The organism is Lentzea jiangxiensis (assembly GCF_900104175.1).
Taxonomy (GTDB): Bacteria; Actinomycetota; Actinomycetes; order Mycobacteriales; family Pseudonocardiaceae; genus Lentzea; species Lentzea jiangxiensis.
In genome coordinates this window covers 1-24,052 of record NZ_FNIX01000041.1, presented here as the reverse complement: position 1 = coordinate 24,052, position 24,052 = coordinate 1, and the positions used below count along the sequence as shown (strand labels likewise).

Here is a 24,052-nt window from a genome sequence, read left to right as displayed (position 1 = left end):
CTGTCCGGACAGATGCACCGAACTCCTCAGACAACTCCGCAGTCCGACGAACCATCGCTTCGCTGGCATCAGTCGCGACAACCTGGATGCCAAGACCGGCGAGGCCAACCGCCAACTGTCCGGTTCCGCACGAGCAATCGAGGACGTGGGCGTTCGACGGGAGGAGACTGAGGACGTCATCGAACGACGCAGCGAACTCGGCCGGAGCAAGCTTCGCATCGGAGATGAGCCACTCGTACACCTCGGCAAGCGCGTCATAACCCGTCACAACTACCTCCGCCACGTGGGCCCACTCACGGTGGCACATCAGTACATCAGCGGAGTAAGTCGGTTCACCAATGGTTTTCGCAGGGGCAACCCGTCCGCTCGTGCTGCTGAGCGCGGGCCGACCACAGGCAGGACAGCGCCGATTAGAGCCTTGGGAGCACGTCCGAGCAGCGTTTGCGATGGACATGGCGGTGGGACCGGTTCAGGAGACGCCGAACGGCCTGTCGCCGAGGTCAGCGACAGGCCGTTCGCAACGCGGGACGAGCGTCAGTACTGCGGCTGTTTGAGCAACGAGTCCCGCCCGGCGATCTCGGGCTGGTACACCTGCTCGTCCCAAGCCTCGGCCGGCACCGGCTGCAGCGCGATGGAGACGACGTCGTCCGGACACCCGAAGGCCTCGGTGATGGCCGAGGTCAGCGCGGTCGACAACGCGGCCGACCGCTCCGGGGAGAGCGTGGCGGGAAAGTGCTTGATGGTCACGTGCGGCATTGAGGACCTCCTTGGACGGAACGGATGTGTTCGACGAGCGAGTCGACGAGCGGAAGGCGGAGCATCCCGTAGTGGTCCGCCGGTACGTCCACGAAGGACACCGAGGCGCGCACCGCCGGACGCTCGATGAACGACGGCTGGTCGCCCACAGCGCGGAACACGGTCACGGGGGCCGCGATCGCGCGCATCGCCAGGTCGCGGTCGGTGTGGTCGAAGCGGTACGTCTGGTGCACCACGCGCGCGATCCGGCGGACCAGCTCCGGGTCCAGGTCCAGGCGTGAGCTGACGAACGCGGTGAACGTGGCCTCGTCCCGTGTCGCGCGCAGGCACTCTTCCAGCAGGTCGCCGGAGACGGCGCCCGCGAAGACCGAGAACAGGATCGTGACGTAGCCGCGGCTGCGCCAGCTCGGTGTCCGGTCGGTGCCGCCGGCCCTCGGGTTGCCCGGCGCGATCAGGAAGAGCTGTTCCACGCGCTCTCCGTCCCGCTCGAGTTGGTGGGTGGCCTCGAAGGCGACGCGCGCGCCGAACGAGTAGCCCCACAGCGTGTACGGGCCCTGGGGTTGTCTGCGGCGCATCAACTCCAGGTCGCGGGCGGCCATCTCGGCGATCGACGGGTACGCGGTCTCGCCGGCGTTCACACCGTGGGCCTGCACGCCGTAGAACGGGCGGCCTGCTCGCGCGGCCAGCTGCCGCAGGTTCATCGGGTAGCCGCCGAGGCCCGGCCAGCAGTACACGGGTTCGAGGCTGCCCGCGGCGGAAAGCCTGATGAGCCTGGACGTCGTGTCCGCGGTGCCGCCCTCCACCACCTTCGCCAAGGCCTCGACGGTCGGTGCGTCGAACAGCACCTGCAGTGGCAGGGTCAGGCCGAAGTCCCGGTTGATGCGGTTCACGAGGCCCACCGCCAGCAGTGAGTTGCCGCCCGCGGCGAAGAAGTCGGTCTGCACCGAGACCGTCTCGACCTTCATGAGCCTGCCCCAGATCTCGCCGATGCGGCGTTCGGACTCGGTGCGCGGTTCGACCACCGGCTGGTCGGAGAAGTCGGCGGCGGCGAGGTCCGACCCGGCCAGGGAGCGCGTGTCGATCTTGCCGTTCGCGGTGTGCGGCAGGCGGTCGAGCACGATCACCTTGTTCGGCATCATGTAGTCCGGCAGGAACGAACGCAGGTCGTCGCGGATCAGCTCGGTCGGCCCCTTCATGTGCACCGCGTCCTCCTTCATGCCGCGGTGGCGGATCTGCTCCTCGCTGACCTTGCCGCCGATGAAGAAGTACGACGGGCCCACCGGCAGTCCCCGCTCGGCCAGCAACGCCGTGAGCCGGCGGTGCGAGGGCAGGTCGTGACCGCTCTTCGAGCTGTAGCCGGAGGACATGAGTCCCAGACCGCGCACCGCCTGGTAGCGGTGCAGCACCCGGCCGAGCTCCAGGTAGGAGAGCCAGTCCTGGCCGGTGCGGCTGACCAGCGCGACGCCGAACGCGGCGCGTTCGTAGGCCTGCTGGTTGATGGCGATGACGTGCCTGCGTTCGACCACGCCGTCCGCGACCTGCTTGAAACCGTCGCCCTCGAACCGGTGGAGACCGGCCGGCAGCCCGGGGACGCGGTCGCCGTGCGCCTGCACGTACACGTCCATGGGTTCCTCGGCCGGTTCGGGGTGCGCTGGCACGAAGTCGAACGCGCCCAGGTAGTAGTCCTCGGAGGCGCATTCGAGGTGCGCCATGACCTCGGGTGCGTGCCCGGCCGCGCGGACGGTCAGCCCGTGCTCCGGCAGGATCTGCTCGAACAGGCCGACCATGTGCCCCGCCTCGATCTCCAGGACCTCGAGGATGTTGGTGCGGTACACCGGTTCGATGGCTCGCCGCCTGCCGACGAAGTGCACGCGGGCGCGCTGGTGCGGACCAGCCGTCTTCGGCTGGATGAGGTACAACCGGTGCTCGACCGGGTGGTAGTAGTAGAACCCCGGCTCCAGGCCGAACAGGCCGTCGACCTCCAGGTACAGCTGGGTGGCGTAGAGCGAGCCCGGCGAGGCGTACCCGTACTTGGGCAGCAGCCGCTTGACGCTGTGGAACTGCCCGAAGTACCGCATGATGCGGCCGAACTCCTGCTGCCCCACCGACGCCGGGTCACGGGAGGTGGTGGCGGTCGTCCGCGTCCGCAGCAGCTCCAGGACGTCGCTGCCGGAGACGGCGCCGCCCTCGTAGAAGCGGTAGGTCTTGCGGGCGAACACCGTGCGGCGCTGCAACGCCGTCGGCTCGCGGCCGGGCAGGTCGAGCGCCGGCTTGCCGCTCAGCTCGCCGGACTCCCGGCACCCCAGGTTGGACAGCTGCGCGCGCAGCTGCACCCGGCCTTCCTTGGACTGGTGGTGGGCGCCGTGGCTGCCCTGGTCCATCAGGGCGGCCTCCTTGGGGTTCAGCTCGACGAACGCCAGGAGGTTCTGGAACCCGGTGCGCGGGTCGTCGCGCACCACCACGGCCGCGTGCTTGATCCACTCGTGCGTCTCCAGCGCCAGGCGCACCTCGTCGAGCTCGACCCGGAACCCGCGCAGCTTCACCTGGTTGTCCGTGCGGCCGACGAACACCGCTGTGCCGTCGGGGTTCCAGTACGCCAGGTCGCCGGTGCGGTACAACCGGGGCGAACCGAAGTCGGCGTGGAACGGGTTGTCGACGAACCGGTCCGCGGTCAGGTCCGGCTTGCCGATGTAGCCGCGCGCGAGCTGGCGCCCGCCGATGTACAGCTCACCGATCTCGCCGACGGCGACCGGTCCTCGATCGCCGTCCAGGACGTAGTACTGCGTGTTGTGCACCGGTGTGCCGATCGGCACGGTCGGCGGCCCGTCCGCGACCACGGCCGGGTCCACCCGGTGCGAGGACGAGTTGATCGTGCACTCGGTGGGTCCGTAGAGGTTGACCAGCTCGCGGTCGGGCAGCTCGGCGAAGAACCGCTGGGCGAGCGAACGGGAGAGCGCCTCGCCGCCGCAGAAGACCTGCTGGAGCGTCGTGCACTCGGTGATCCGCTCGGTGTCCACAATGGCCTGCAGCAGTGTCGGCACGCACTGCAGCGTCGTCACGCCGTGCGCTTTGATGGTGTCCACGAGCGCGTCCGGGTCGCGGTAGATGCCGGGCGCGCCCACGACCACGGTGCTGCCGCAGGCGGACGCCAGGATCTCCCACTGGGCCGCGTCGAAGCTCATCGGTGTCTTCTGCAGCACGACCCGGCGGTGGTCGATGCCGTGCGTCTCGGCGAGCCAGCACATCTGGTTCACGATCGCCCGGTGCTCGATCATCGCGCCCTTGGGCTTGCCCGTGCTGCCGGACGTGTAGATCACGTAGGCGAGATCTCCCGGCGAGGGCGGCACCGGCGGGCCCGCGGGGGTGTCGATGTCGTCGAGCACGACGACGGTGGTCCGCGGCGGCACCATGCGGCGCAGCTTCCCGGCGAGCTCCCGCTGCGTGAGGACGAGGTCGCCGCCGAAGTCCTCGACCATGTACCGGAGGCGGTCCTCCGGGTACTCCGGCGCGAGCGGGAGGTAGGCGCCGCCCGCGTGCAGCACTCCCCACGCGCCCACGATCAGATCGGACGACGGGTGCACGAAGAGTCCGACGCAGTCGTCTTCGCGCACACCCAGGTTTCTCAGGTGGGCGCCCACGGCCGTGGCCCGTGCCGAGAGCTCCGTGAAGGTCAGCCGCTCGTCGCCGTGCACCACCGCGATGTCCTGGCCGCGCCGGCGCACCTGCTCGTCGAGCAGGTCCACCAGCGTCCGGTCCGGCACGTCCCGCAGGGTCCGGTTGAACTCCCGCGTGTGCGCATCGGCGTCCAGCAAGGCGTGTTTCACGTCGACCCCCTTCGTTGCAGCGGCCCTTCTCCCTGTCAGGTTCAGAAAGAACGCTGTCGAAGCGCTATCGGTCCGGTAAGGACGGCACGGAAACGAGAACGCCCGGCGGGCGAACCCACCGGGCGTTCCAGTCCACAAAGGCTCGTCAGGCCGGTTGCGGCACCGGGACCGCGATGCGCACCGCCTCCTGCGGCAGCCTGGGTTCCAGGCGCACCAGAGCCAGCGCGGACGCGGTCACGCCCGCGGCCAGCACGAGCCACATGCCCGTCGCCGAGAACGTCATCAACCACGTCAGGACCGCCGGTGCCAGGGCGGTCGGGATCGCCCAGGAGAACTGGTACACCGACAGATGACGTCCGCGCGTCTCGGCCGGCGCCGCGGAGGACACCAGCGCCGAGGCGGTCGCCCCGTGCATCAGCTCTCCCAGCGTGAACAACGCCGTGGCGACGAACGCGCCCACGAGCAGCACGGCGGTCGACGACGACACCACCCCGAGCGCGGCGAACACGACGAACGACACGCCGATCACCACCGCACCCGCCGCCGTGGTCCTGGTGCGCTGATACCGCACCAGGTAGCGGGTGACCGGGATCTGCAGCAACGCGATCCCGATGGTGTTCACGGCGTACAACGTGCCCACCAGACTGGTCGGCGCACCGAGCTGCGTGGTGATGTACACCGGCAACGCCACCGCCAGCACCATGTACCCGAAGGCGACCGGCACGTTCAGCGCGGTCAGGATCATGAACGGCCGGTTCGCCAGCACCGTCCGGTACCCGCCGCGCGCCGGAGTTCTCACCCGGGGCGCCGCCGGCCGGTACCGGATGGAACCGACGATCACGGCGGCCAGCACGAACGCGAGGCCCGTGCCGAGCACGATCGCCTGGTACGCCGTGTCACTGCCGAGCGTCAGCGCGCCGGCCGCGACCAGACCACCCGCACCGAGTCCCGCGTTGCGCAGACTCCGTTGCGCGGCGAGCAGCTTGTCCCGTTCCGCGCCCCGGGCGATGTCGGCCACCAGTGACTGGATCGACGGGGAGAACGACCCGTCGCCCACCGCGACCAGGGCTACGGCGAGGAACATGCCGAGCGCCGAGTCCACGAACGGGTAGAGCCCGAACCCGAACGCCCGCAGCAGGTACCCGCCGACGACCACGGCCCGTGCACCGAACCGGTCGACGAGCACCCCCGCGATCGGGTTGCCCACCAACGCGAACAGCGCTCCCGCTGTCATCAGCACACCGACCCGTTCGATCGGCAACCCGGTGACGTGGTGGAAGTACAGCAGGGACAACGGCAGGTACATGCCCGCACCGGTCGCGTCGACGACCATCCCGGTCAGGTACCGGGTACGCCAGCCGTTCATCGCCGGTCCTTCCTCCGCTGTTCGGGAATCCGTGCGACGGGCCGCTCGACGCGGGCGCCGCTCGGGTTGGCGGCGACGAGCACCAGGTCGACGGATGTGAGGACGTCCATCTCCGGCAGGGTGTGCTTCTTCACGACGATCCCTCCTGGACTATGCGGGTCTGGGTCTCGAACCCGGCACCGAGCGCGCGCAGGCGGGACTCCGCCTCCGCCCGGTCGGCGCCGGTGGCCACGGCGGCGAGCAGGAAGTCCGCGGACCCCGCCGCCGGTGGGATGACGTCGCCGACGGCCGCGTAGCGCCAGAACCGCGCCAGCCAGGGCTCGACGACCGCCGACGGCAGCGCCTCCACGAGACCCGGCCGCTTCATCATCAGCACCTGCCCGGACATCCGGGCGGGGACGGGCGGAGGCCCGCCGGCGAGGGTGTCGGCGAGCAGCGGCAGGGACAGGCCCAGCTGCGCGCGCGTCACGTACTCGCCGTGGTTGATGCCGAAGATCGCGGCACCGACCTCGCGGATCTTGGCCCCACCGGTCCTGGCCGCGATCTCGCACACCACGAGCCGGTCGTCGGGCGTGTGGAACACCTCGGCGTGGAAGGCGTGCTCGAGGTGCCGGTCCGACGTCCGCAACGCGGTGACGGCTCGGCCGGTCAGCTCCAGCAGCCGCACCGACAACGGGTCCGTCACGTCGAGCGTCAGGTCGACACGCGCGCCCGGATCGGAGCCGAACGACGAGAGCGAGTACTGGTACTGCGACGCCCACGCCAGCACGACCCGCCCGCCGACGACCAGGCCGTCGACGTGGCACATCAGGCCCGGCACGAACGACTCCACGAGCGCCGGACCGCCGAGCTCCAGCGGCTCCGGGCCGTGCAGCACGCGCAGGCCGATCGAGTTGAACCCGGCGACGTCCTTGACGACGACCGGGAACCCGTTCTCCCCGGCGAACTCCCACACCTGCGCGGCGTTCGAGACCACGGCGTGGCGCGCGACCTCGATCCCGGCGGCGACGAGCATCCGCTTCATGACCGACTTGTCCCGGTACGGCACGGTGTCCGCGGTCCACGCGCCCGTGAGACCCAGTTTCTCACGCACCCGCGCCGCAACCAGCAGATCGGCCTCGTGGTGCGCGACGACGTGGGTCACCTCGAACTTCACGGCCAGCGTCAGCGCCTGGTCGAACACGAACTCCTCGTCGTGGAAGTCCGGCACGACCTCGAGGTGGGTCAGCCCCAGGTGATCGGCGGGAACCTCCTCCCCCGCACCGGTGACGCGGTCACGGGCGGCGAGGACGACGACGTCGGCGTCGTACCCGGAAAGCCAGTCGCGGTAGGGGAACGGTTCGAACGGGTTGCGGTGGATGATCAGCACGCTCATGCCGGCACCGCCTCGGTGATCTCGGCGGCACCCGCGCGCACGACGGTGCCGTCCTCGGTCTCGACCTGGATGTCGATCACCGACTCGATCAGCCTGGCGCCGTTCGCGACGGCGTCGTCGGCGTCGAGACCGGTGACCGCGACCAGTCCGAGGCGGTCCCAGTTGTCCCGCAGTGCGCGGACCTCGTCGCCGGGCTTGGCGCTCACCCGCACCACCAGGGCCACGGGTGCGGCGGCGGCGGCCTCGACACCCGAGACCGACAGGACGCGGCCGGGCGTTCCGACGACGAACCGGGTGCTCGCACCCGCGCGGGCCACGGGCCGTTCCGGGAGTTCCGGGACGAGACCGAACGGCCAGCCGACCGAGTACATGACCAGGTCGATCCCGTAGGCGCCCTCGACCAGGTCCGTGATGGCGTCACCGGCGACCCGGTTGTGGCTCTCGATCACCGCCACCCCGCGCGAGCCGACCCGGACCTCGGTGTGCGCGACACCGTCGCGCAGCCCCATGGTGGTCAGGAACCGCGGCACCTCCGCCCGGATCAGCTCCTCGTCGGCCGCGCTCATCCGCGCCGGCACGACGTGCCCGACCTCCGCGAAAGACCGGGGCTCGACCCACTTCTCCGTCACCGCGACCACGACGTGGCGCCCGTTGAAGCTGAACGTCTCGACGCTGTACTCCTCGCCGTCGATGTACCGCTCCATCAGGAACTCGCCCAGCAGGAACAGCGTCGAGACGCGGTCGGTGCGAGTCCCGCGAAGACGGGTCACGTGCTCCCACGCGCGCTCGAGCTCATCCGGCCCGTCGACTTTCAGCACCCCGATCCCGGCGGTCGCGTCCGTCGGCTTGACGATGAACGGGAAGCCGTGGCGCGCCGCGTAGGCGTCGAGGTCACCGCGCTCGGCCAACGACGCCGCCGGCACCGCCGCGGGGTCGTGCAGCGCCAGGTGTGCCCGCATGGCGAGCTTGTCGCGGAACAGCCGGGTGACCGCGAGACCGGTGCCGCCCAGACCGAACCTGTCGTTGATCCGCCCGGCGTTGTCGAGGCCCGGTTCGGTCAGTGACAACGCGACGTCGAAGCCGTGGACGTCCCACAGTTCCTCGGCCACCGGCTCGACCGCGGACCAGCTCGTGAAGTCGACGATCCGGACGGCGTCGGCGGCCGCCTCCTGGATCGCCGAGATCTTGGTCGGGTGCTGCAGGAGCAGCACCGTGACGCCGAGTTCCTTCGCTTTGACGACCGTGTCGTCCGTACCTCCGACCAGCAGCAGAGTGCTCATCGGTCAGCTCCCCTCGTGATGCCGGCCGACGTCAGCACGCTCAGGTAGCGCTCACCGGTGTCGGGCAGGATGGTGACGATCGTCTTGCCTTCGTTCTCCGGCCTCTCGGCGACGCGCAGCGCCCCGAATGCGGCGGCACCGGACGAGATCCCGGCGAGCACGCCGGCCTGCCGGGCCAGCCACAGCGCGGTGTTCACGGCCTCCTGGTCGGTGACCGTCAGCACGTCGTCGATCAGCGCGACGTCCGTCGTGTCGGCGACGAACCCGCCGTTGAGGCCGGGGATGGCATGGCTGCCCGCGTACCCCCTCGACAGCAGCGGGGACCCTTCCGGTTCCACGCCGACGGCCCGCACCAGCGGGTTGCGGGACTTGAGGTAGGCCGCGGTGCCGCAGAGCGTGCCGCCCGTGCCGATGCCGGCGACGAGGACGTCGACGGTGCCCGCGGTGTCGGCCCAGATCTCCGGCCCGGTGGACTCGAAGTGCGCGGCCGGGTTGTCGGGGTTGGCGTGCTGTTGCGGGAACCACGAGCCGGGCGTCGCCTCGTGCAGTTCCCTGGCCCGGTCGATGCAGCCCTGGTAGCGGAGCTCGGCCGGGGTCAGCACCACCCGCGCGCCCAGTGCCTCGAGCAGTCCGATGCGCTCGCGGGTGGCGTTGTCGGGCAGCACGATGACGCACCGGTAGCCGCGTGCGGCGCTCAACGCGGCCAGCGCGATCCCGGTGTTGCCGGACGTCGCCTCGATGACGGTGCCGGATCCGGGGGTGAGCAGGCCGTCGCGTTCGGCGCCGCGCAGCATCCACAGCGCCGCCCGGTCCTTGACGCTGGAGCCGGGGTTGGCCGACTCGAGCTTGGCGAGCACCGTCGCGTTCGCGGTGGGCAGCCGCAGCAGCGGTGTGTTTCCGACCAGCTCGTCGATCGACTCGGCGACCCGCGGGGTGCCCAGGGTCGTGGTCATGACGCCGTCCTCCGAAGGGTGTGGCCGGTGGACACCGCCGCCGTCGGCGCGAGCGCCGCGGCACGGCCGGGCACGTCGGTGACGACGAGAGCGCAGGCCCCGATGACGGCGTCGTCGCCGACGCTGATCGGGCCGAGCACGGTGGCACCTGTGCCGAGGACGACGTTCCTGCCGATCACGGGATGCCTGCGTTCACCGGACGGGCGCAGGTTGTCGCGCCACCAGCCGACCGCGCCGAGCGTCACCTGGTGGTAGATCGTGACGTCGTCGCCGACGACGGCCGTCTCCCCGATGACGACGGCCGTGCCGTGGTCGATGAACACCCGGCGGCCGAGCCGCGCGCCGGGATGGATCTCCACCCCGGTCGTGGCACGCACGAGCAGCATCAGCGCGCGTGCGGTCCGCCGAAGTCCGCGGTTGTGCAGGAGGTGCGCGACGCGATGGGCCCACATCGCGGGCAGCGCCGGGTGCAACAGTCCTTCCACGTGGCCGCGGATCGATGGATCCCGTTCGACCACGGTGTCCCAGTCCTCGCCGCACAGGCGCAGCAGTCCGAGCTCGGTGCCCGGCGCCGGCGCGGCTGTGGTGACCCGCTCCATATGAGGGCCTCCTCCCATCCGTCGGTTGTCAGCAACCTCAGGGTGGGCGGAGGCCCTTTGGGTCGGCTTTCGGCGATGGCACGCCGGCCGATAGCGGATCGATAGAGCTAAACCGCCTGCTCAGACGGCACTGGGCGGCTGCGGCGCGCCCAGGCGACCGCCGGACCGGTCGCCAGCGCGGCGGCCAGGAAGAGTCCGCCGAGCACCAGCCAGCCCACGGCACCGCCGTCGATCACCAGCGCGGTCAGCGCCAGCGGGCCGAGCGTCCTCGCGACCGCGATGCCGCTGCCGAAGAACCCCTGGTACTGCCCCTGTTTGCCCTCCACCGCGAGACCGAAGCTGATCTCCCAGTAGCCCGAGGCCAGCATCATCTCGCCGGCGACCTGCAGCACGGCGCCCGCCGCCAGCACCACCGCCGCGACCCAGGCCGCCTGGTTCCCCGACGAGAACGCGAACACCACGCACGCGGCGAGGAGGAACAGCCCCGACAGGCGCACGATCCTGACCGCGCCGGCCAGGTCGTGCACCCGGTTCGCCACCGAGACCTGGAACAGCACCACCGCCACCGTGTTGATCACCATCAGCACGGACACCATCCAGCGCGGCGCCCCGGTGTGCCCGACCACCCACAGCGGCAGCACGACGCTCAACAACGGCATGTACAGCATCAGCACGGAATTGAGCGCCGTCAGCACCGCATAGGGGCGATCCCGCAGCACGACGAGCACCGGCTCGCCTTTCCCGGCCTTGGCGACCCCCGGAACCCGGGGCAGGCGTCTCAGCACGAGTGCCGCGGCCAGGAATGTGGCGGCGTCCAGCGCGAACGCGATCAGATACGCCGCCTCGGTGTCGAACTGCAGTGCAACGCCACCGATCACGGCGCCGACGGCGATGCCGGCGTTCGCCGTCGACTGCATGTAGGCGCGTGCCTTCGTCCGTCCGGCCGCGTCGACCACTCCCGCGAGAAGGGCCTGCCTGGCCGCGACCAACCCGCATTGGCAAATCGTGTAGATGCACGCGACAACGAGGAACGCGGGGAAGGAACGCACCAGCGCGAATGCCGCGACCGCAATCGCCGTGGCCGCCGCGAGCGCCACCGCCACGCCACGTGGACCACGCCGATCCGCCAAATGCCCGAGCGGGACGCTCGCCACCGTTCCCAGCGTCCATCCCACGGTGAGACCCAGTCCCACCTGCGTGGGCGTCAAGCCGACTATTCGGGTGAAATACAGGACAGAGCAAACATAATAGGCACCATCACCAATCGCATTGGTCAGCTGTGCAACGGCCAGACCTTGGGACGGCCCTGCCGGAGGGAGCAATTTTCTTAACATCGTGCTCCTTCTTCCTCGTCACGTGACATCATCACCCGGGAACCATCGCACCGTGAGCGGATCGTCATCATCGGCTCACGGGGCGACGCATGTCCGGTTCTTTCACAACAAAAAAGACAAATCGGACTGCACGGGCGGGCAGTTGAGGGGCGGACCGGTCATGCTGAGACTTTTGGGACCCGTGGAACTGGTGGTGGACCAGCGATCGCTCGATCTGGGCGGGCCTCGTCAGCGGGTGGTGCTGACGATGCTCGGACTCAACGCCAACCGCGTGGTGCCGGTCGATCAACTCATCGACGCGGTGTGGAACAGCTCCCCTCCCTCCACCGCGAAGGGCCAGATCCAGATCTGCATCTCGGCCCTGCGCAAGGTGCTCACCGACGCCGGCCTCCCCGAGGCGATCCGCACCAGGCCGCCCGGTTACACCCTGGAGATCCCCGACGACGCCCTCGACAGCACCCGGTTCGCCGCGCTCGTCGCGCGCGCCCGCGAGGAGAGCGACGCCGGCTCCGGCGAGATCGCGGCCGCCACCCTGCGCTCCGCGCTGGCGCTGTGGCGGGGTTCGGCGCTGTCCGGTGTCGCCAGCGACCTGGTCCAGCGTGCCGCGGTGCCGCTGGACGACCAGCGCCTCGCGGCCGTGGAGGAACGCATCCGGCTCGACCTCCTGCTGGGCAGGCACGAGGAGATCTGCGGGGAACTGCGGACCCTCGTGGACGACAACCCGCTGCGCGAACGGCTGCACGGTTTTCTCATGCTCGCCCTCTACCGCGCGGGCAGGCAGGCAGACGCGCTCGAGGTGGGCCGCGCCGCCCGCACCGTGCTGATCGAGGAGATCGGCATCGAGCCCGGCCAGGAGCTGCAGGACCTGGAACAGGCCATCCTCAACCGCTCCCCCTCCCTCAACGCTCCCCCGGCGCGTCAGAAGGCCCCGGCCGGCCAGGCCGCACCGCCCGCGGCCGAGGCTCCGGCGACCATCCCGCGCCAGCTGCCCGCGAGCATCACGGACTTCACCGGGCGCGACGACCTGATCGAGGTGCTGCGCGCGGGCCTCGCGGCCGAGTCCGAAGAAGAGCGCTACGCCGTGCCCATCATGGCCATCTCCGGCAAGGGCGGGGTCGGCAAGTCCAGCATCGCGGTGCGGGTCGCGCACGAGGTCGCCGACCGGTTCCCCGACGGCCAGCTCTACGCCGACCTGCGCGTGCAGAGCCCGGACGACCGCACCGGAAAGCTGCTCGCCCGGTTCCTGCGATCGCTGGGGGTACCCGGCACGGCGGTGCCCGACGACGTCGGCGAGCGGGAGGAGCTCTTCCGCAGCAAGGTGTCCGGCAAGCGGCTGCTGCTCGTGCTGGACGACGTCACCAACGAGAACCAGGTGCTGCCGTTGCTGCCGGGCAGCGCGTCCTGCGCGGTGATCACCACGAGCCGGGCGCGGCTGTCCGGGCTGCCGGGCGCCCAGTGGGTCGACGTGGACGTCTTCGACGTCGACCAGTCCGCGGACCTGCTCGCGCGGATCATCGGCCAGGAACGGGTGAACGCCGAACCGGAGGCCGCGGTCGAGCTGATCACGTTCTGCGGCGGCCTGCCCCTGGCGTTGCGCATCGCGGGGGCCCGGCTCGCGTCGCGGCCGCACCTGCGCATCGACGGGCTGGTCCGCAGGCTGCGCGACGAGGCGCGGCGGCTCGACGAGTTCGAGCACCACGGGCTGGAGCTGCGGTCCAACATCGGCCTGACCTACAAGGGCCTCGCCCCGGACGCCCAGCGGTTGTTCCAGCTGTTCTCGCTCGTCCGCGCGCCCGAGTTCCCCGCGTGGACGGCGGCCGCGTTGCTGGACATGAACGTCTACGACGCCGAGGACATCCTCGAAAGCCTCGTGGACGCGCAGCTCGTCGACACCGTCGAGTACGCCGACGCGACGGCCACGCGCTACCGGTTCCACGACCTGATCCAGGTCTACGCCAGGGAGAAGCTCACCGAGTCGACCACGCAGGAGGAACGCACCCAGGCCCTCGCCCGGCTGCTGGGCGCGTGGCTCTCGCTCGCCGAGGAGGCGCACCGGCGCGAGTACGGCGGCGACTACACGATCATGCACGGCGACGCTCCCCGCTGGGCGGACGCCACCTGGTCGAACCTGGGCCTGACCGCGAACCCGATCGACTGGATGGAGAGCGAGCGAAGATCGCTCGTCGCCGCCGTCCGCCAGGCGGCCAAGGCGGGGATGGACGAGTTGTGCTGGGACCTCGCGCTGACGTCGGTGACGTTGTTCGAGTCCAAGGGCTACTTCGACGACTGGCTGGAATGCGCGAGGACCGCCGAGGCCGTCGCCAGGATCGCCGGCAACGACATCGGCGTCGCGGCGATGCGGTACTCGCTCGGCACGCTGCACATGTTCCAAACCCGGCTGCAGGAGGCCGCGCAGTGCTTCGGCGAGGCGCTGGAGGGTTTCCGGGCTGCGGGTCACGAGCACGGCCAGGCACTGGTGCTGCGCAACGACGCCCACGTCGACGGACTGCGCGGCGACATCGGCTCGATGCTCGTCAAGTACGGCGCGGCACTGGTGACCATGCGCGCCTCCGGTGACCGCATCGGCGAGGCGCACATCCTGCGCAGCCTCGCGAAGCACCACCTGGAAGAGGGCGACACGACCACCGCGCGGGGGCTGCTCGACGACGCGGTGCGCATCACCCGCGAGGTCAACTGCCTGCGCGCCGAGGCCCAGGTGGAGCACCGCGTGGCGGAGCTGCACGTGGTGACCGGCCAGATCGACCAGGCGCGCAAGTCGTTGCACCGCGTCCTGCAGATCGTGCGCGACACCGGCGACCGCATCGGCGAGACCTACGCCCTCTACAGCCTGGGCGTGGTGCGGCACAAGGAAGGCCGCCTCGACAACGCCGAGACGACCCTGGTGCACGCACTCGACCTGTCCCGCAAGATGGGCGAACGGCTGATCGAGGCGAAGACGCTGTACTCCCTGGGGCAGATCGCACTCGCGCGCGGCGGTGGCGCGGCGGGCACCACGCATCTCGAACGCGCGCGGCAGCTGTTCGAGGACCTGGGTTCGGCGCTCTGGCAGGCGAAGACCCTCCTCGCACTGTCCGAGGCCTCCGAGACCGGCGACGACGCGCTGGTGGCCGTGCTGCGCGCGGCCGAACTGCTCACGCCGCTCACTTCCAAGGAATCCGCCCAGCTGCTGGCCGAGGTGGAAATGACCCGCGCCGCGCTCTCGTCCTCCGTTTAGGGACGCGGCCCGGAACGTTGTGCGCGACGTTCCGGGCCCGACGGGTGCGAATTCGTGAATTCTCTTCATTTCTTGCCTGGTCACCAGTGCGTGTCTTCGACGCAGACCAGGAGGTCGGCGCTCCAGTGCGTGTCCTCGGGGCAGTCGTTCGGTCCCTGAACGGTGACGCCGGTGTTCTTCGAGTGCGTGTCGGCGGAGGCGGTGCCGCTCGCGATTCCGAGGACGGCGATCGTCGCGATGATGACGGAGACCAGCGTCGAGGCGGCGGACTTGCGGCTGGCGAACATTTCTACCTCCGGGTTCTTCGGGGGTGTTCCCCCTGGCTGACACCAGTTCAGCCACCGGCTCCCTCGTTCCTCGTTCCGTCCGCCATCGAGGTGCCTTAAACCGGCCGATAGAACCTTGAAAGTCGATCGACAGCCCGCCCCTGCAACGTTCGTCCCGTCGAGTTCAACGAACACGGGAGGGACCGGCGATGAACGCCACGACGCTCCGTCTCAGCAACGACGACCTCCGACGCGTGGTGGAGGACGGCGACGCGGTCCAGGCGATGGCGACGGCGTTGATCGCACGTTCAGCGGGCCGCGAGGACCTCACCGGCCTCGCAGCCGATGGTGCCACCGTCCGCGACGACGGTGAGACCGCGATCTACGAGACCGCGCAGGACAGGCAGCTGTGCGTGATGCCCGCCGCCGGCCTGCGTGAGTACCGGCTCGCGGTGCTCACCGCGCTGGCGACCCGTCACCTGGTGGTGCCCGGAGTCGTGACCGCCTCGGTCATCGGCTCGGGGTTCGCGCTGGAACTGCAGCTCACGATCCTGCGCACCCACGTCCCCAACGTCAGCCATGTAGCTGTGGCGACGACGGGGAACCAGCCGCCCGACCGGGCGGTGCTCGATCGGCTCGACCGCGACGGCATCGGGTTCTCCCTGGTGGAGACCCCCGCCGACGCGATGTTCGGCGCCAACCTCGTCGTGCTGGCCGGGGTCACCCGGCTCGACGCGCTGCGGCTGGCGAAAGGCGCGGTCCTCGTCAACACCACCGGTGTCGACCTGCCCGTCGCCCTGCTCGACGGCGTGCACGCGGTCTTCGTCGACGACCGGGAAGGGCTCGCCGACAGCGGTCGGGCGTTCGTCAAGACCCACCGGGCGACGCGCAGGGGCGGTCGTGGACACAGGTCCCCGTCCGTCGTCGCCGACCTCGGCCGGGTGCTGGCGGGCGAACACCCCGGTCGCACGGACCACGACCACGTCCTGCTGGTCGAGCTGATCGGCAGCGGGACGGAGCTCGACCCCGTCCTCGCGGGCCGCATCCACCAAGCCGCCGCCGCGGCCGGACTTGGAACCTTCGCTGACCACTGATTCCACCCGAGAAATGTCCGTTCGCGGCGAGCAGCCGATACCCAAGGAGCCGACCATGTCCGTGTCCCAGAGCCACTGCGAGTTGCGCATCGTTCCTTCCTGCACCTCGACTGCGCTGTCCGGTTCGCGCAGCTGCGACCAGTGCCGCCAGGCCCTGCGCGACGAGCTGCGGGCCCTGCCCGGACTGCACGAACAGTGCGCCCAGTCGCTCACGCCGGGTCGCCGGCCCGAGGTCGTGCAGATCAGGAACTCGCGCGTGCCCGGTGGGTTGAGCCTCAACCTGACCGCTGTCTCGGTGCGCACGAGCATCCTCGGCGTGCTGGCCTCGTGGTCGTCGATGGTCATCGAGGAGACCGGCACCGTGAAGCCGCCCTCGCGCCGGGTGCACGTGCTGTCGACGTTCCTGTACCGCAACCTCGACTGGATCCTGAGCCACGAGGTGGCGCAGGACTTCGCCGAGGAGATCACCGACCTGGCCGACGCGGCGCGTGCCGTGCTGGACCCGTCGATGAGTGAGCGCCTCGACCTCGGCCCCTGCGGCGAGACGGGCTGCGGCATGACCGTCTACGCGGCGATCGGCTCCGGCGCCGACGCGGGAGCGCACGCCGCCTCCTGCGGTGCCGGCCACCACATCTCGGCCGGCCAGTGGCTGCTGCTCGAGGAGTCCGACGACGTCCAGCAGCACTCCGTGCAGGGGACCGTGGCATGAAACAGCGGACGCGCGGGCGAACCGTGCCGACCGAGCTCGCGGCGCTCGCCGCCGGTGTCTCGGCCGCCACCATCCGCAAATGGGCCAGCCGGGGAAGGCTCACCCGGTACGGCAGCAGGAACAAAGCCGAGTACAGCCTCGACGAACTACGCGAGATACTGCGCGAGAACGCGGCGAGAATTGCAGTCTGAAACACGGCCACGAACAGGGTCCTTCCACACGGGAGGGCCCCTGTTCGCATGTCCGGAAAATGCAGGAAAAACTCCACGGGGATTTTCTCGAACAAAGGGTTGACCGCCCACCCCCGAGGTGTCACGCTGTTCTCGGGGCACCGCTTTGCCCGCTCGGCGGACAGACACCGGAACCGACCCCGTTTCCTTTCCTCCCACGCGACTGGATGCGCGTTGTGGAGATGACTGCATTTACTTGATTCTTTGTTTGGAGCGCCGCCATGTCCGAACCGTCGTTACCGAGAGCATTCATCCTGGCCGGCTCCTTGCTGGCCGTCTGCCGTGCGCCGCGTTATCTCGCGGAACTGCGCGAGCGCGGACTGCGGGTACTGCTGATCACCTCGGCGAACTGGCGAGCCGAGGCGGAGCGGGTGGCCGGGGACTCCGGCCACCCGCTCGCGGGCGTCGAGGACATCGCGTTCGTGGACGGTGGCGTGCGCCACGAGGGATCGCTCATCGCGGGCCCGATCGCCGCGGCGCTCGCCTGGCGACGCCGGTACGACGTCGTCGGCGCCTACGCGGTCGGCGAGACCATGGTGGAACCGGCGGGGCTGATCGCCGACGCGCTCGGCGTACCGGGGCCCGGCCTGCGCGCCAGCCGCGTGTGCCGCAGCAAGTACCTGCAGCGCTGGTACCTGCCGGAGTTCAGCCCCGGGGTGGCGTTCGCCGGGGACGACCTGTCCGCCGTGCGGTTCCCCGCGGTGGTCAAGCCGTCGGGCCGGCACTCCAGCTCCGGTGTCGTCACCGTGACGGACGCCGAGTCGCTGCGCGCCGAGCTCGCCGCGTACGGCGACCAGGAGACGGTGCTCGTCGAGGAGAAGGTCGTCGGCCAGGAGTACTCGGTGGAAAGCCTGGTGCAGCACGGCAAGGCCATCTTCGCCTCGGTGACCCGCAAGGACACCAACGACCACGACGGCAGGCACTTCGTGGAGCTCGGGCACACCGTGCCGAGCGACCACGCGGCCGTCACGGAGCTCCTGCTGGACGCCAACCAGGCGGTCCTCGACCGGCTGGACGTGCGCGACGGGATCACGCACGCCGAGTGGCGGGTCACCGCGAACGGACGCCCGGTCCTGATGGAGATCGCGGCCCGCCCGCCGGGTGACGGCCTGTGCTCGCTCTACGAGCTGGCCACCGGCCGTCCGCTGGAGACCGAGGTGCTGCGCATCGCGCTCGGCGAGCACGCCGACTACCCGGCACCGCGGCGCCACACCCGGCAGGTCTACGTCGAGCACCCCGAGGGCGTGCTCGACGACGTCGTCGTGGACTGGCCCGGCGTGCGGGTCGAGTGGGTCGGCGAGGCCGGTGTCTGGGAACAGCCCGAACCGCTGCCGGCGGACGCACCCGCCACGCTCCACGCCGTGCACGTGCACGCCGATCGCGGCGCCGTGCTGGGCCCGATCACCTGTTCCGAGGACCGCTCCGTCACGTTCCTCGTCGACGCGCCCACCGCGGCCGGCCTCGACGAGATCACCGAACGCGTCCGGCGCGCCATCGACATCCGCACGACACCGAAGGGGGCGTCGGCATGAGCAACCTGCTGATGGTCATGCCGTACCGCGCTTACCTGGCGAAGGCCAGGGCCGAGGGCTTCCGCGTCGGTGCCGTCTGGGACCCGAAGGTGGCGGTCGAGATCTTCGGCGGGCTCGCCGACCGGTACCTCGACGACGTGCGGGCGCAGGCCGACGCGTTCTGGGAGGCCGACTTCGCCGACCCCGCGGGGTACGAGCAGGTGCTGCGCGAGGCGGCACGGGAGTTCGGCGCGGACCTGATCTGCCACGTCGGGCAGGAGGAGAGCATGGGCCTGGCCGTCCGGGTCGCCGGGGACCTCGGTCTCGCGGCGAACTCGGCGGAGTCCGTGCACCGCCTCAACGACAAGGTCGCGCTGCGCCGGCTGCTGGACGAGCACGGCCTCTCCCCCGTCCGGCACGCCGACGCGGCGGACTGGCGGTCGGCCGCCCCGCTGCTCGCGGGCTTCGAGCTGCCGGTCGTGGTGAAGCCCACGCAGCTGTCCGGCAGCCGCGGGGTGGTGCTGGTGCGCGACCTGGCCGAGTTCGAGGCCTGGGGCGCCGCGTTGGACGAGACCGGCTACACCGGCCCCGTGCTGGTCGAGGAGTACCTCACCGGCCAGGAGTACAGCGTGGAGACGATCAGCGTGCAGGGCAGGCACCACGTGATCGGCGTGACGCACAAGAGGCTCGGCGCGCCGCCGCTGTTCGTGGAGGCCGGGCACGCCCATCCCGCACCGGAGGCCGATGACGCCATCGGCGCCACGGTGGTGGCGATGCTCGACGCCGCCGGGTACCGCACGGGCCCGGCGCACACCGAGCTGCGCGTGACCCCGGCCGGACCGCGGATCATCGAGTCGCAGGCCCGGCTGGGCGGCGACCGGATCCCGCGCCTGGTGGAGCTCGCCACCGGCATCGACCTGGAGCGCGCGGTGTTCGCCGCGCTGGCCGGACGTGACCCGGCACCGCGTGCGCGGCACGACGTGGCGTGGATCCACTACTTCGCGCTGCCGCCGGGCGTGCTGCGCTCGGTGAGCGGCCTCGACGAGATCAGGGCGCTGCCCTTCGTCGACGAGCTGTCCTTCCCGTTCGAGCCCGGTGCGCGGGTGCCGTTCACGGTGGACTGGCGTTCGCGCCACGGTTTCGTGGTCGTGTCCGCCGCCTCGCACGAGGAGGCGGCACGGCGGGCCACGAACGTGGAGGCGCTCCTGCGGGTGACCGTCGACGATCTCGCGGAGGTGTCGCCATGAACATCAGGACGCTGCACCCGAGCCTGCGCGTGCGCATCGGCGTCGGGTTCGTGAACCGGCTCGTGGACTCGATGATCACCTCGTTCATGGCGGTGCACCTCGCACTGGCCTGGGGCGTGGCGGCCGCCGGCCTGCTGCTGATCGTCGTGGTGGCGCTCGGCGTGGCCGGGATGCTCTTCGGCGGTCACGTCGCGGACCTGCACGGCAGACGGCGCACGCTGCTCGCCGCCGAGGCGGGCGCCGCGGTCACGTTCGGCGTGATGGCGCTGGCCGACTCGCCGGTGCTGTCGAGCGCGCTGCTGGTGTACCTGGCGTACGTGGCGAACAAGTTCGCCGCCAGCGTCGCCTTGCCCGCCAACGACGCGATGATCGTGGACCTGACCTCGCCGGAGACGCGCAAGGGCGTCTACACGATCAACTTCTGGGCGACCAACCTGGCGCTCGCCATCGGCGCGCTCGTCGGCGCCGCGCTCTACTCGCGGTTCGCGGTGGTGCTCGCGGTGGCGGCGGGGGCGACGCTGGCGGTGCTGGCCACGACGTACTTCCTCATCGCGGAGTCCAAACCGGACAGCGAGGTGCCGCGCGAACGCCCGCAGGGGGTCCGCGCGCTGCTGCGGGAGTTCGGGGACGGCTACCGGCTGGTGCTGCGCGACCGGCTGTTCCTGCGGCTCATGGTCGCCGGGACGCTCACGCTCGCCGTCGAGTTCCAGCTGGTGAACCACATCGCGGTCCGCCTGGCCACGGACTTCCCGACGCAGCAGCTGCTGTCGTTCGCGCCCGCCGTGGACGGCGTCGGGATGATCGGCCTGCTGAGGGCCGAGAACACGATCCTGGTCGTGGCACTGGCGTTGTTCTCCACCGTGCTGTTCCGCCGGGTGTCCGACCGGACCGGCCTGTACCTCGGCACGGCGTTGTTCGTCGGCGGGTACGCGGTGATGGCGGTGAGCGCGTCGGGCTGGGTGCTGATGGCGGCCGGTCTGGTGTTCACCGTCGGCGAGCTGATGAGCGTGCCGGTCAGGCAGGCGATGCTCGCCAACCTGGTGCCGGACCACAGCCGCACCCGCTACATGGCCGTCTACAACCTCAACATCCGGGTCGCGCAGGGACTTGCCGCCGGCTGCGTCACGCTCGGCGCCGTCGTGCCGGCCTGGGGCATGGCCGCGCTGTACGTCGCGCTCGGCGCGGTGATCGTGTGGCAGTACAGGTTCGTCCTGGCCGGAAGGCCGGTCGCCGAGCAGGTGGGGGTGCCGTCGTGATCCGTCCCGTCGTCGAGTCGCTGCCGACGTTCAAGCCGGGTCCACCGGTCGTCTCCCCTGCGGGCGAGACGTTCCTGTTGGCCGCCAACGAGTCCGCCGAGGGGCCGTTGCCCTCGGTCACGGCCGCGATCTCCCGCGCGGCCGCGGACGCGCACCGCTACCCCGACTACACCTCGGCCGAACTGGTCGGCGAGCTCGCCTCGTCGCTGGGGGTCGCCCCCGGTCAGGTCGCCGTGGGCTGCGGGTCGTGCGGGGTGATCGCGAACCTGCTGTCCGCGGTGGAGGAGCCCGGCGGCGAGGTCGTGTTCCCGTGGCGGTCGTTCGAGGCCTACCCCACGATGACCAAGCTCGCCGGCATGAACCCGGTGCCCGTGCCGCTGCTCGACGAAAGGCACGACCTGCCCGCGATGGCGGCCGCGGTGACGCCGCGGACCCGCGCGGTGATCGTGTGCAACCCCAACAACCCCACGGGGACCAGCGTGCGCCGGGCGGAGCTGGAGTCCTTCCTGGACTCACTCCCGCCGGACGTGCCGGTGCTGCTGGACGAGGCGTACTTCGAGTACGTCCGGGATCGGGAGTCACCGGACGGCCTGACGCTGCTGGCCGGACGACCGTCGCTGGCCGTGGTGCGCACGTTCTCCAAGGCGCACGGCCTGGCCGGCCTGCGCGTCGGGTACCTCGTCGCGGACGAACGGCTCGCCGGTGCGGCGCGCACGGCGAGCCTGTCGTTCGGCGTGAACCGGATCGCGCAGGCCGCCGCCGTGGCGTCCCTGCGGGCCGGCGACGAGCTCACCGCCCGCGTCGAGGCCACGGTGAAGGAACTGGCCCGCGTCCGGGCCGCTTTGCTCGACCAGGGCCGGACCGTGCCCGAGTCCGAGGCCAACTTCGTGTGGCTTCCCCTCGGTGAGGAGTCGGTCGCGTTCGCCGCCACCTGTGCGGCGGCCGGGGTGGCCGTGAGGGCCTTCCCCGGCGAAGGCGTCCGGGTGTCCATCGGTGACACCAGGGCCAACGACGCCTTCCTCGCGGCGGCGGAGCACCACTCCCGCTGCCACTAGGCCTGCCGCGACACACTGAGAGGAGGAGTCCGTGATGGATCCCTCGGAGAGATTCAGCCTTCGCAGCCGGGGCCTGCGCGCCTCGGAGATCCGGGCCCTGTTCGCCGTGGCGGCGCGCCCCGGCGTGGTGTCACTGGCAGGCGGCATGCCGGCCGCGGACGCGCTGCCCAGCCAGGTGCTGGCGCGCATCCTCGGTGAGGTCGCCGCCGAGCCCGGCGCGTTGCAGTACGCCACCGGGCAGGGCGCTCCCGGCCTGCGCGAGATGATCTGCGGCGTGATGGCGGAGGAAGGCATCGCCGCACACCCGGACGACGTCGTCGTCACCACCGGCGCGCAGCAGGCGCTCGACCTGGTCACCGTCGTGCTGGCCGATCCCGGTGACGTCGTGCTCGCGGAGTCGCCCGCCTACGTCGGCGCGCTGGCCACGTTCTCCGCGCACGGGGTGCAGGTCCGGCACGTCCCCGACGACGGCGCGGGTCTCAGCGGTCCCGCCATCGCCGAGGCGGTGGACGGGGTGCGCAGGTCCGGCCGGCGGGTGGCGTTCCTCTACACGGTGCCGAACTTCGGGAACCCCTCCGGCGTCACGCTCAGCGCGGCGCGGCGGGCCGAGGTGCTCGCCACGTGCGACCGGATCGGGCTGCAGGTGGTGGAGGACAACCCGTACGGGTTGCTGCGCCTGGAAGGTGAGCCACTGGCCGCGTTGCGCGCCGCGCACCCCGGCGTGGTGTACCTCGGGTCGTTCTCGAAGATCCTGGCGCCGGGGCTGCGGGTCGGCTGGGCGCTCGCCCCCGCGGAGGTCACCGCCAAGGTGGTGCTGGCCGCGGAGGCCGCGATGCTCTGCCACTCGGGGCTCGCCCAGGTCGCCGTCGCCCGGTACCTGGCCGACGAGCCGTGGATCGACCACGTCAAGGCGTTGCGCGAGCTCTACTGGGAACGCCGGCAGACCATGGTCTCGGCGCTCTCGGCGCTGATGCCGCGCGGCACCCGGTGGCAGGTGCCGGAGGGCGGGTTCTTCCTCTGGCTCGCGCTGCCGGACGGCGTGCGGGCCAAGGCGATGCTGCCGCGGGCGATCCAGGAAGGGGTGGCATATGTCCCCGGAACGGGTTTCTTCGCCGACGGCAACGGTGACGACCACCTCCGGGTGTCGTATTCCTATCCAGAACCGGATGCCATCACGATCGGCGTGCGCAGGCTCGCCCGCGTCGTGAAGGAAGCCGCCGAACCGCAACCGAACCGGAGAACACCCTCATGACGGCCCAGAAACCGCGCGTCGACTTCTACTTCGACCCGGCCTGCCCGTTCGCCTGGATCACGTCCCGCTGGATCCTCGAGGTGGAACAGCACCGCGACATCGACCTGTCCTTCCAGGTGATGAGCCTGTCGGTGCTCAACGAGCACAAGGAGATCGAGCCCTGGTACCGCGAGTTCTGCGACCGGGCCTGGGGCCCGGTGCGGGTCGCGATCGCCGCCGCCGGCAAGTACGGCGACCAGGTCCTGCGCGAGCTGTACACCGAGCTCGGCACGCGGATCCACAACGGCGGCAACAAGGACTACTCGGCCGTCATCGCGGAGGCGCTGGCCGCGCTCGACCTGGACCCGTCCCTCGCCGAGGCCGCCGGCTCCGACGAGTACGACGAAAGGCTGCGGGCCTCGCACCACCGCGGCATGGACCCGGTCGGCGAGGAGGTGGGCACGCCGACGATCCACATCGACGGCGTGGCCTTCTTCGGTCCGGTCTTCATGTCGATCCCGCGCGGCGAGCAGGCCGCCCGGTTGTTCGACGCGGCGGTCGAACTGGCCGCGTACCCCCGGTTCTTCGAGCTGAAGCGGACCCGCACGGGCGAGTTCGACTTCAGCTAGCTCCCCCACCGGCGAGGCCCCTGGCGAGACACGGCCAGGGGCCTCGCCGCGTACCCGGACCCCGCACCTCCCGCCGACGAGGCCTCCGGACGCACGAGCCGG

General features: G+C 70.8%; 21 protein-coding genes. 10 read left to right on the top strand and 11 right to left on the bottom strand.

What is annotated here, in order from left to right; genetic code table 11:
- The 10 genes from BLQ91_RS42380 to BLQ91_RS39285 all read right to left on the bottom strand — a co-directional run.
- Positions 1–268, bottom strand: a 268-nt coding sequence (locus tag BLQ91_RS42380) for a methyltransferase domain-containing protein (protein ID WP_143023098.1), incomplete at its 3' end; no start/stop codon positions are given.
- Positions 269–534: 266 nt separating this feature from the next.
- Complete coding sequence (locus tag BLQ91_RS42375) at positions 535–756, bottom strand: tautomerase family protein (RefSeq protein ID WP_090105599.1); 222 nt, start codon at positions 754–756, stop codon at positions 535–537.
- Positions 744–4,580, bottom strand: a complete 3,837-nt coding sequence (locus tag BLQ91_RS39315; RefSeq protein ID WP_218130577.1) for a non-ribosomal peptide synthetase family protein — start codon at positions 4,578–4,580, stop codon at positions 744–746. The genes BLQ91_RS42375 and BLQ91_RS39315 overlap by 13 nt, the downstream gene beginning before the upstream one ends.
- Before the next feature lie 145 nt (positions 4,581–4,725).
- On the bottom strand, positions 4,726–5,946 hold the full coding sequence (locus BLQ91_RS39310; protein WP_090105597.1) for an MFS transporter: 1,221 nt from the start codon (positions 5,944–5,946) through the stop codon (positions 4,726–4,728).
- Positions 5,943–6,080 (bottom strand): hypothetical protein, encoded by a 138-nt coding sequence (locus tag BLQ91_RS41950; RefSeq protein ID WP_176960210.1) that lies wholly within the window; start codon positions 6,078–6,080, stop codon positions 5,943–5,945. The genes BLQ91_RS39310 and BLQ91_RS41950 overlap by 4 nt, the downstream gene beginning before the upstream one ends.
- Positions 6,077–7,321, bottom strand: a complete 1,245-nt coding sequence (locus BLQ91_RS39305; protein ID WP_090105595.1) for an ATP-grasp domain-containing protein — start codon at positions 7,319–7,321, stop codon at positions 6,077–6,079. The genes BLQ91_RS41950 and BLQ91_RS39305 overlap by 4 nt, the downstream gene beginning before the upstream one ends.
- Positions 7,318–8,601 (bottom strand): ATP-grasp domain-containing protein, encoded by a 1,284-nt coding sequence (locus BLQ91_RS39300; RefSeq protein WP_090105594.1) that lies wholly within the window; start codon positions 8,599–8,601, stop codon positions 7,318–7,320. The genes BLQ91_RS39305 and BLQ91_RS39300 overlap by 4 nt, the downstream gene beginning before the upstream one ends.
- Positions 8,598–9,554, bottom strand: coding sequence for a PLP-dependent cysteine synthase family protein (locus BLQ91_RS39295; RefSeq protein ID WP_090105591.1), 957 nt, complete (start codon positions 9,552–9,554; stop codon positions 8,598–8,600). The genes BLQ91_RS39300 and BLQ91_RS39295 overlap by 4 nt, the downstream gene beginning before the upstream one ends.
- A complete protein-coding gene (epsC, locus tag BLQ91_RS39290; protein ID WP_176960209.1) occupies positions 9,551–10,153 on the bottom strand; it encodes a serine O-acetyltransferase EpsC in 603 nt (200 codons plus the stop codon). The genes BLQ91_RS39295 and epsC overlap by 4 nt, the downstream gene beginning before the upstream one ends.
- Before the next feature lie 107 nt (positions 10,154–10,260).
- On the bottom strand, positions 10,261–11,487 hold the full coding sequence (locus BLQ91_RS39285) for an MFS transporter (protein ID WP_090105589.1): 1,227 nt from the start codon (positions 11,485–11,487) through the stop codon (positions 10,261–10,263).
- Positions 11,488–11,647: 160 nt separating this feature from the next.
- On the opposite strand from BLQ91_RS39285, the gene BLQ91_RS39280 reads away from it, so the two are divergent.
- Entirely contained in the window at positions 11,648–14,722 is a 3,075-nt protein-coding gene (locus BLQ91_RS39280; protein ID WP_090105587.1) for an AfsR/SARP family transcriptional regulator, read from the top strand.
- Positions 14,723–14,802: 80 nt separating this feature from the next.
- Here the strand turns inward: BLQ91_RS39280 and BLQ91_RS39275 are convergent, their stop codons facing one another.
- The gene (locus BLQ91_RS39275; RefSeq protein WP_090105585.1) at positions 14,803–15,009 is read right to left on the bottom strand and encodes a hypothetical protein; all 207 of its coding nucleotides are present in this window, start codon (positions 15,007–15,009) and stop codon (positions 14,803–14,805) included.
- Between the two features lie 188 nt (positions 15,010–15,197).
- Between BLQ91_RS39275 and BLQ91_RS39270 the strand changes: the two genes are divergently transcribed.
- From BLQ91_RS39270 to BLQ91_RS39230, 9 genes are all read left to right on the top strand, one after another.
- Complete coding sequence (locus tag BLQ91_RS39270; RefSeq protein WP_090105583.1) at positions 15,198–16,082, top strand: hypothetical protein; 885 nt, start codon at positions 15,198–15,200, stop codon at positions 16,080–16,082.
- Between the two features lie 55 nt (positions 16,083–16,137).
- A complete protein-coding gene (locus tag BLQ91_RS39265) occupies positions 16,138–16,791 on the top strand; it encodes a hypothetical protein (protein WP_143023097.1) in 654 nt (217 codons plus the stop codon).
- Positions 16,788–16,982: a hypothetical protein gene (locus BLQ91_RS39260; RefSeq protein WP_090105580.1), complete on the top strand. Its 195-nt coding sequence runs from the start codon at positions 16,788–16,790 to the stop codon at positions 16,980–16,982. Before BLQ91_RS39265 ends, BLQ91_RS39260 begins: the two co-directional genes overlap by 4 nt.
- Before the next feature lie 260 nt (positions 16,983–17,242).
- Entirely contained in the window at positions 17,243–18,553 is a 1,311-nt protein-coding gene (locus tag BLQ91_RS39255) for an ATP-grasp domain-containing protein (protein ID WP_090105578.1), read from the top strand.
- The gene (locus tag BLQ91_RS39250; protein WP_090105576.1) at positions 18,550–19,779 is read left to right on the top strand and encodes an ATP-grasp domain-containing protein; all 1,230 of its coding nucleotides are present in this window, start codon (positions 18,550–18,552) and stop codon (positions 19,777–19,779) included. Before BLQ91_RS39255 ends, BLQ91_RS39250 begins: the two co-directional genes overlap by 4 nt.
- Positions 19,776–21,035 (top strand): MFS transporter, encoded by a 1,260-nt coding sequence (locus BLQ91_RS39245; protein ID WP_090105574.1) that lies wholly within the window; start codon positions 19,776–19,778, stop codon positions 21,033–21,035. Before BLQ91_RS39250 ends, BLQ91_RS39245 begins: the two co-directional genes overlap by 4 nt.
- Complete coding sequence (locus tag BLQ91_RS39240) at positions 21,032–22,090, top strand: histidinol-phosphate transaminase (protein WP_090105572.1); 1,059 nt, start codon at positions 21,032–21,034, stop codon at positions 22,088–22,090. Before BLQ91_RS39245 ends, BLQ91_RS39240 begins: the two co-directional genes overlap by 4 nt.
- 34 nt (positions 22,091–22,124) lie before the next feature.
- Positions 22,125–23,342, top strand: a complete 1,218-nt coding sequence (locus BLQ91_RS39235) for an aminotransferase-like domain-containing protein (RefSeq protein WP_090105570.1) — start codon at positions 22,125–22,127, stop codon at positions 23,340–23,342.
- Positions 23,339–23,950: a mycothiol-dependent nitroreductase Rv2466c family protein gene (locus BLQ91_RS39230; RefSeq protein WP_090105568.1), complete on the top strand. Its 612-nt coding sequence runs from the start codon at positions 23,339–23,341 to the stop codon at positions 23,948–23,950. Before BLQ91_RS39235 ends, BLQ91_RS39230 begins: the two co-directional genes overlap by 4 nt.
- Positions 23,951–24,052: the final 102 nt, after the last annotated feature.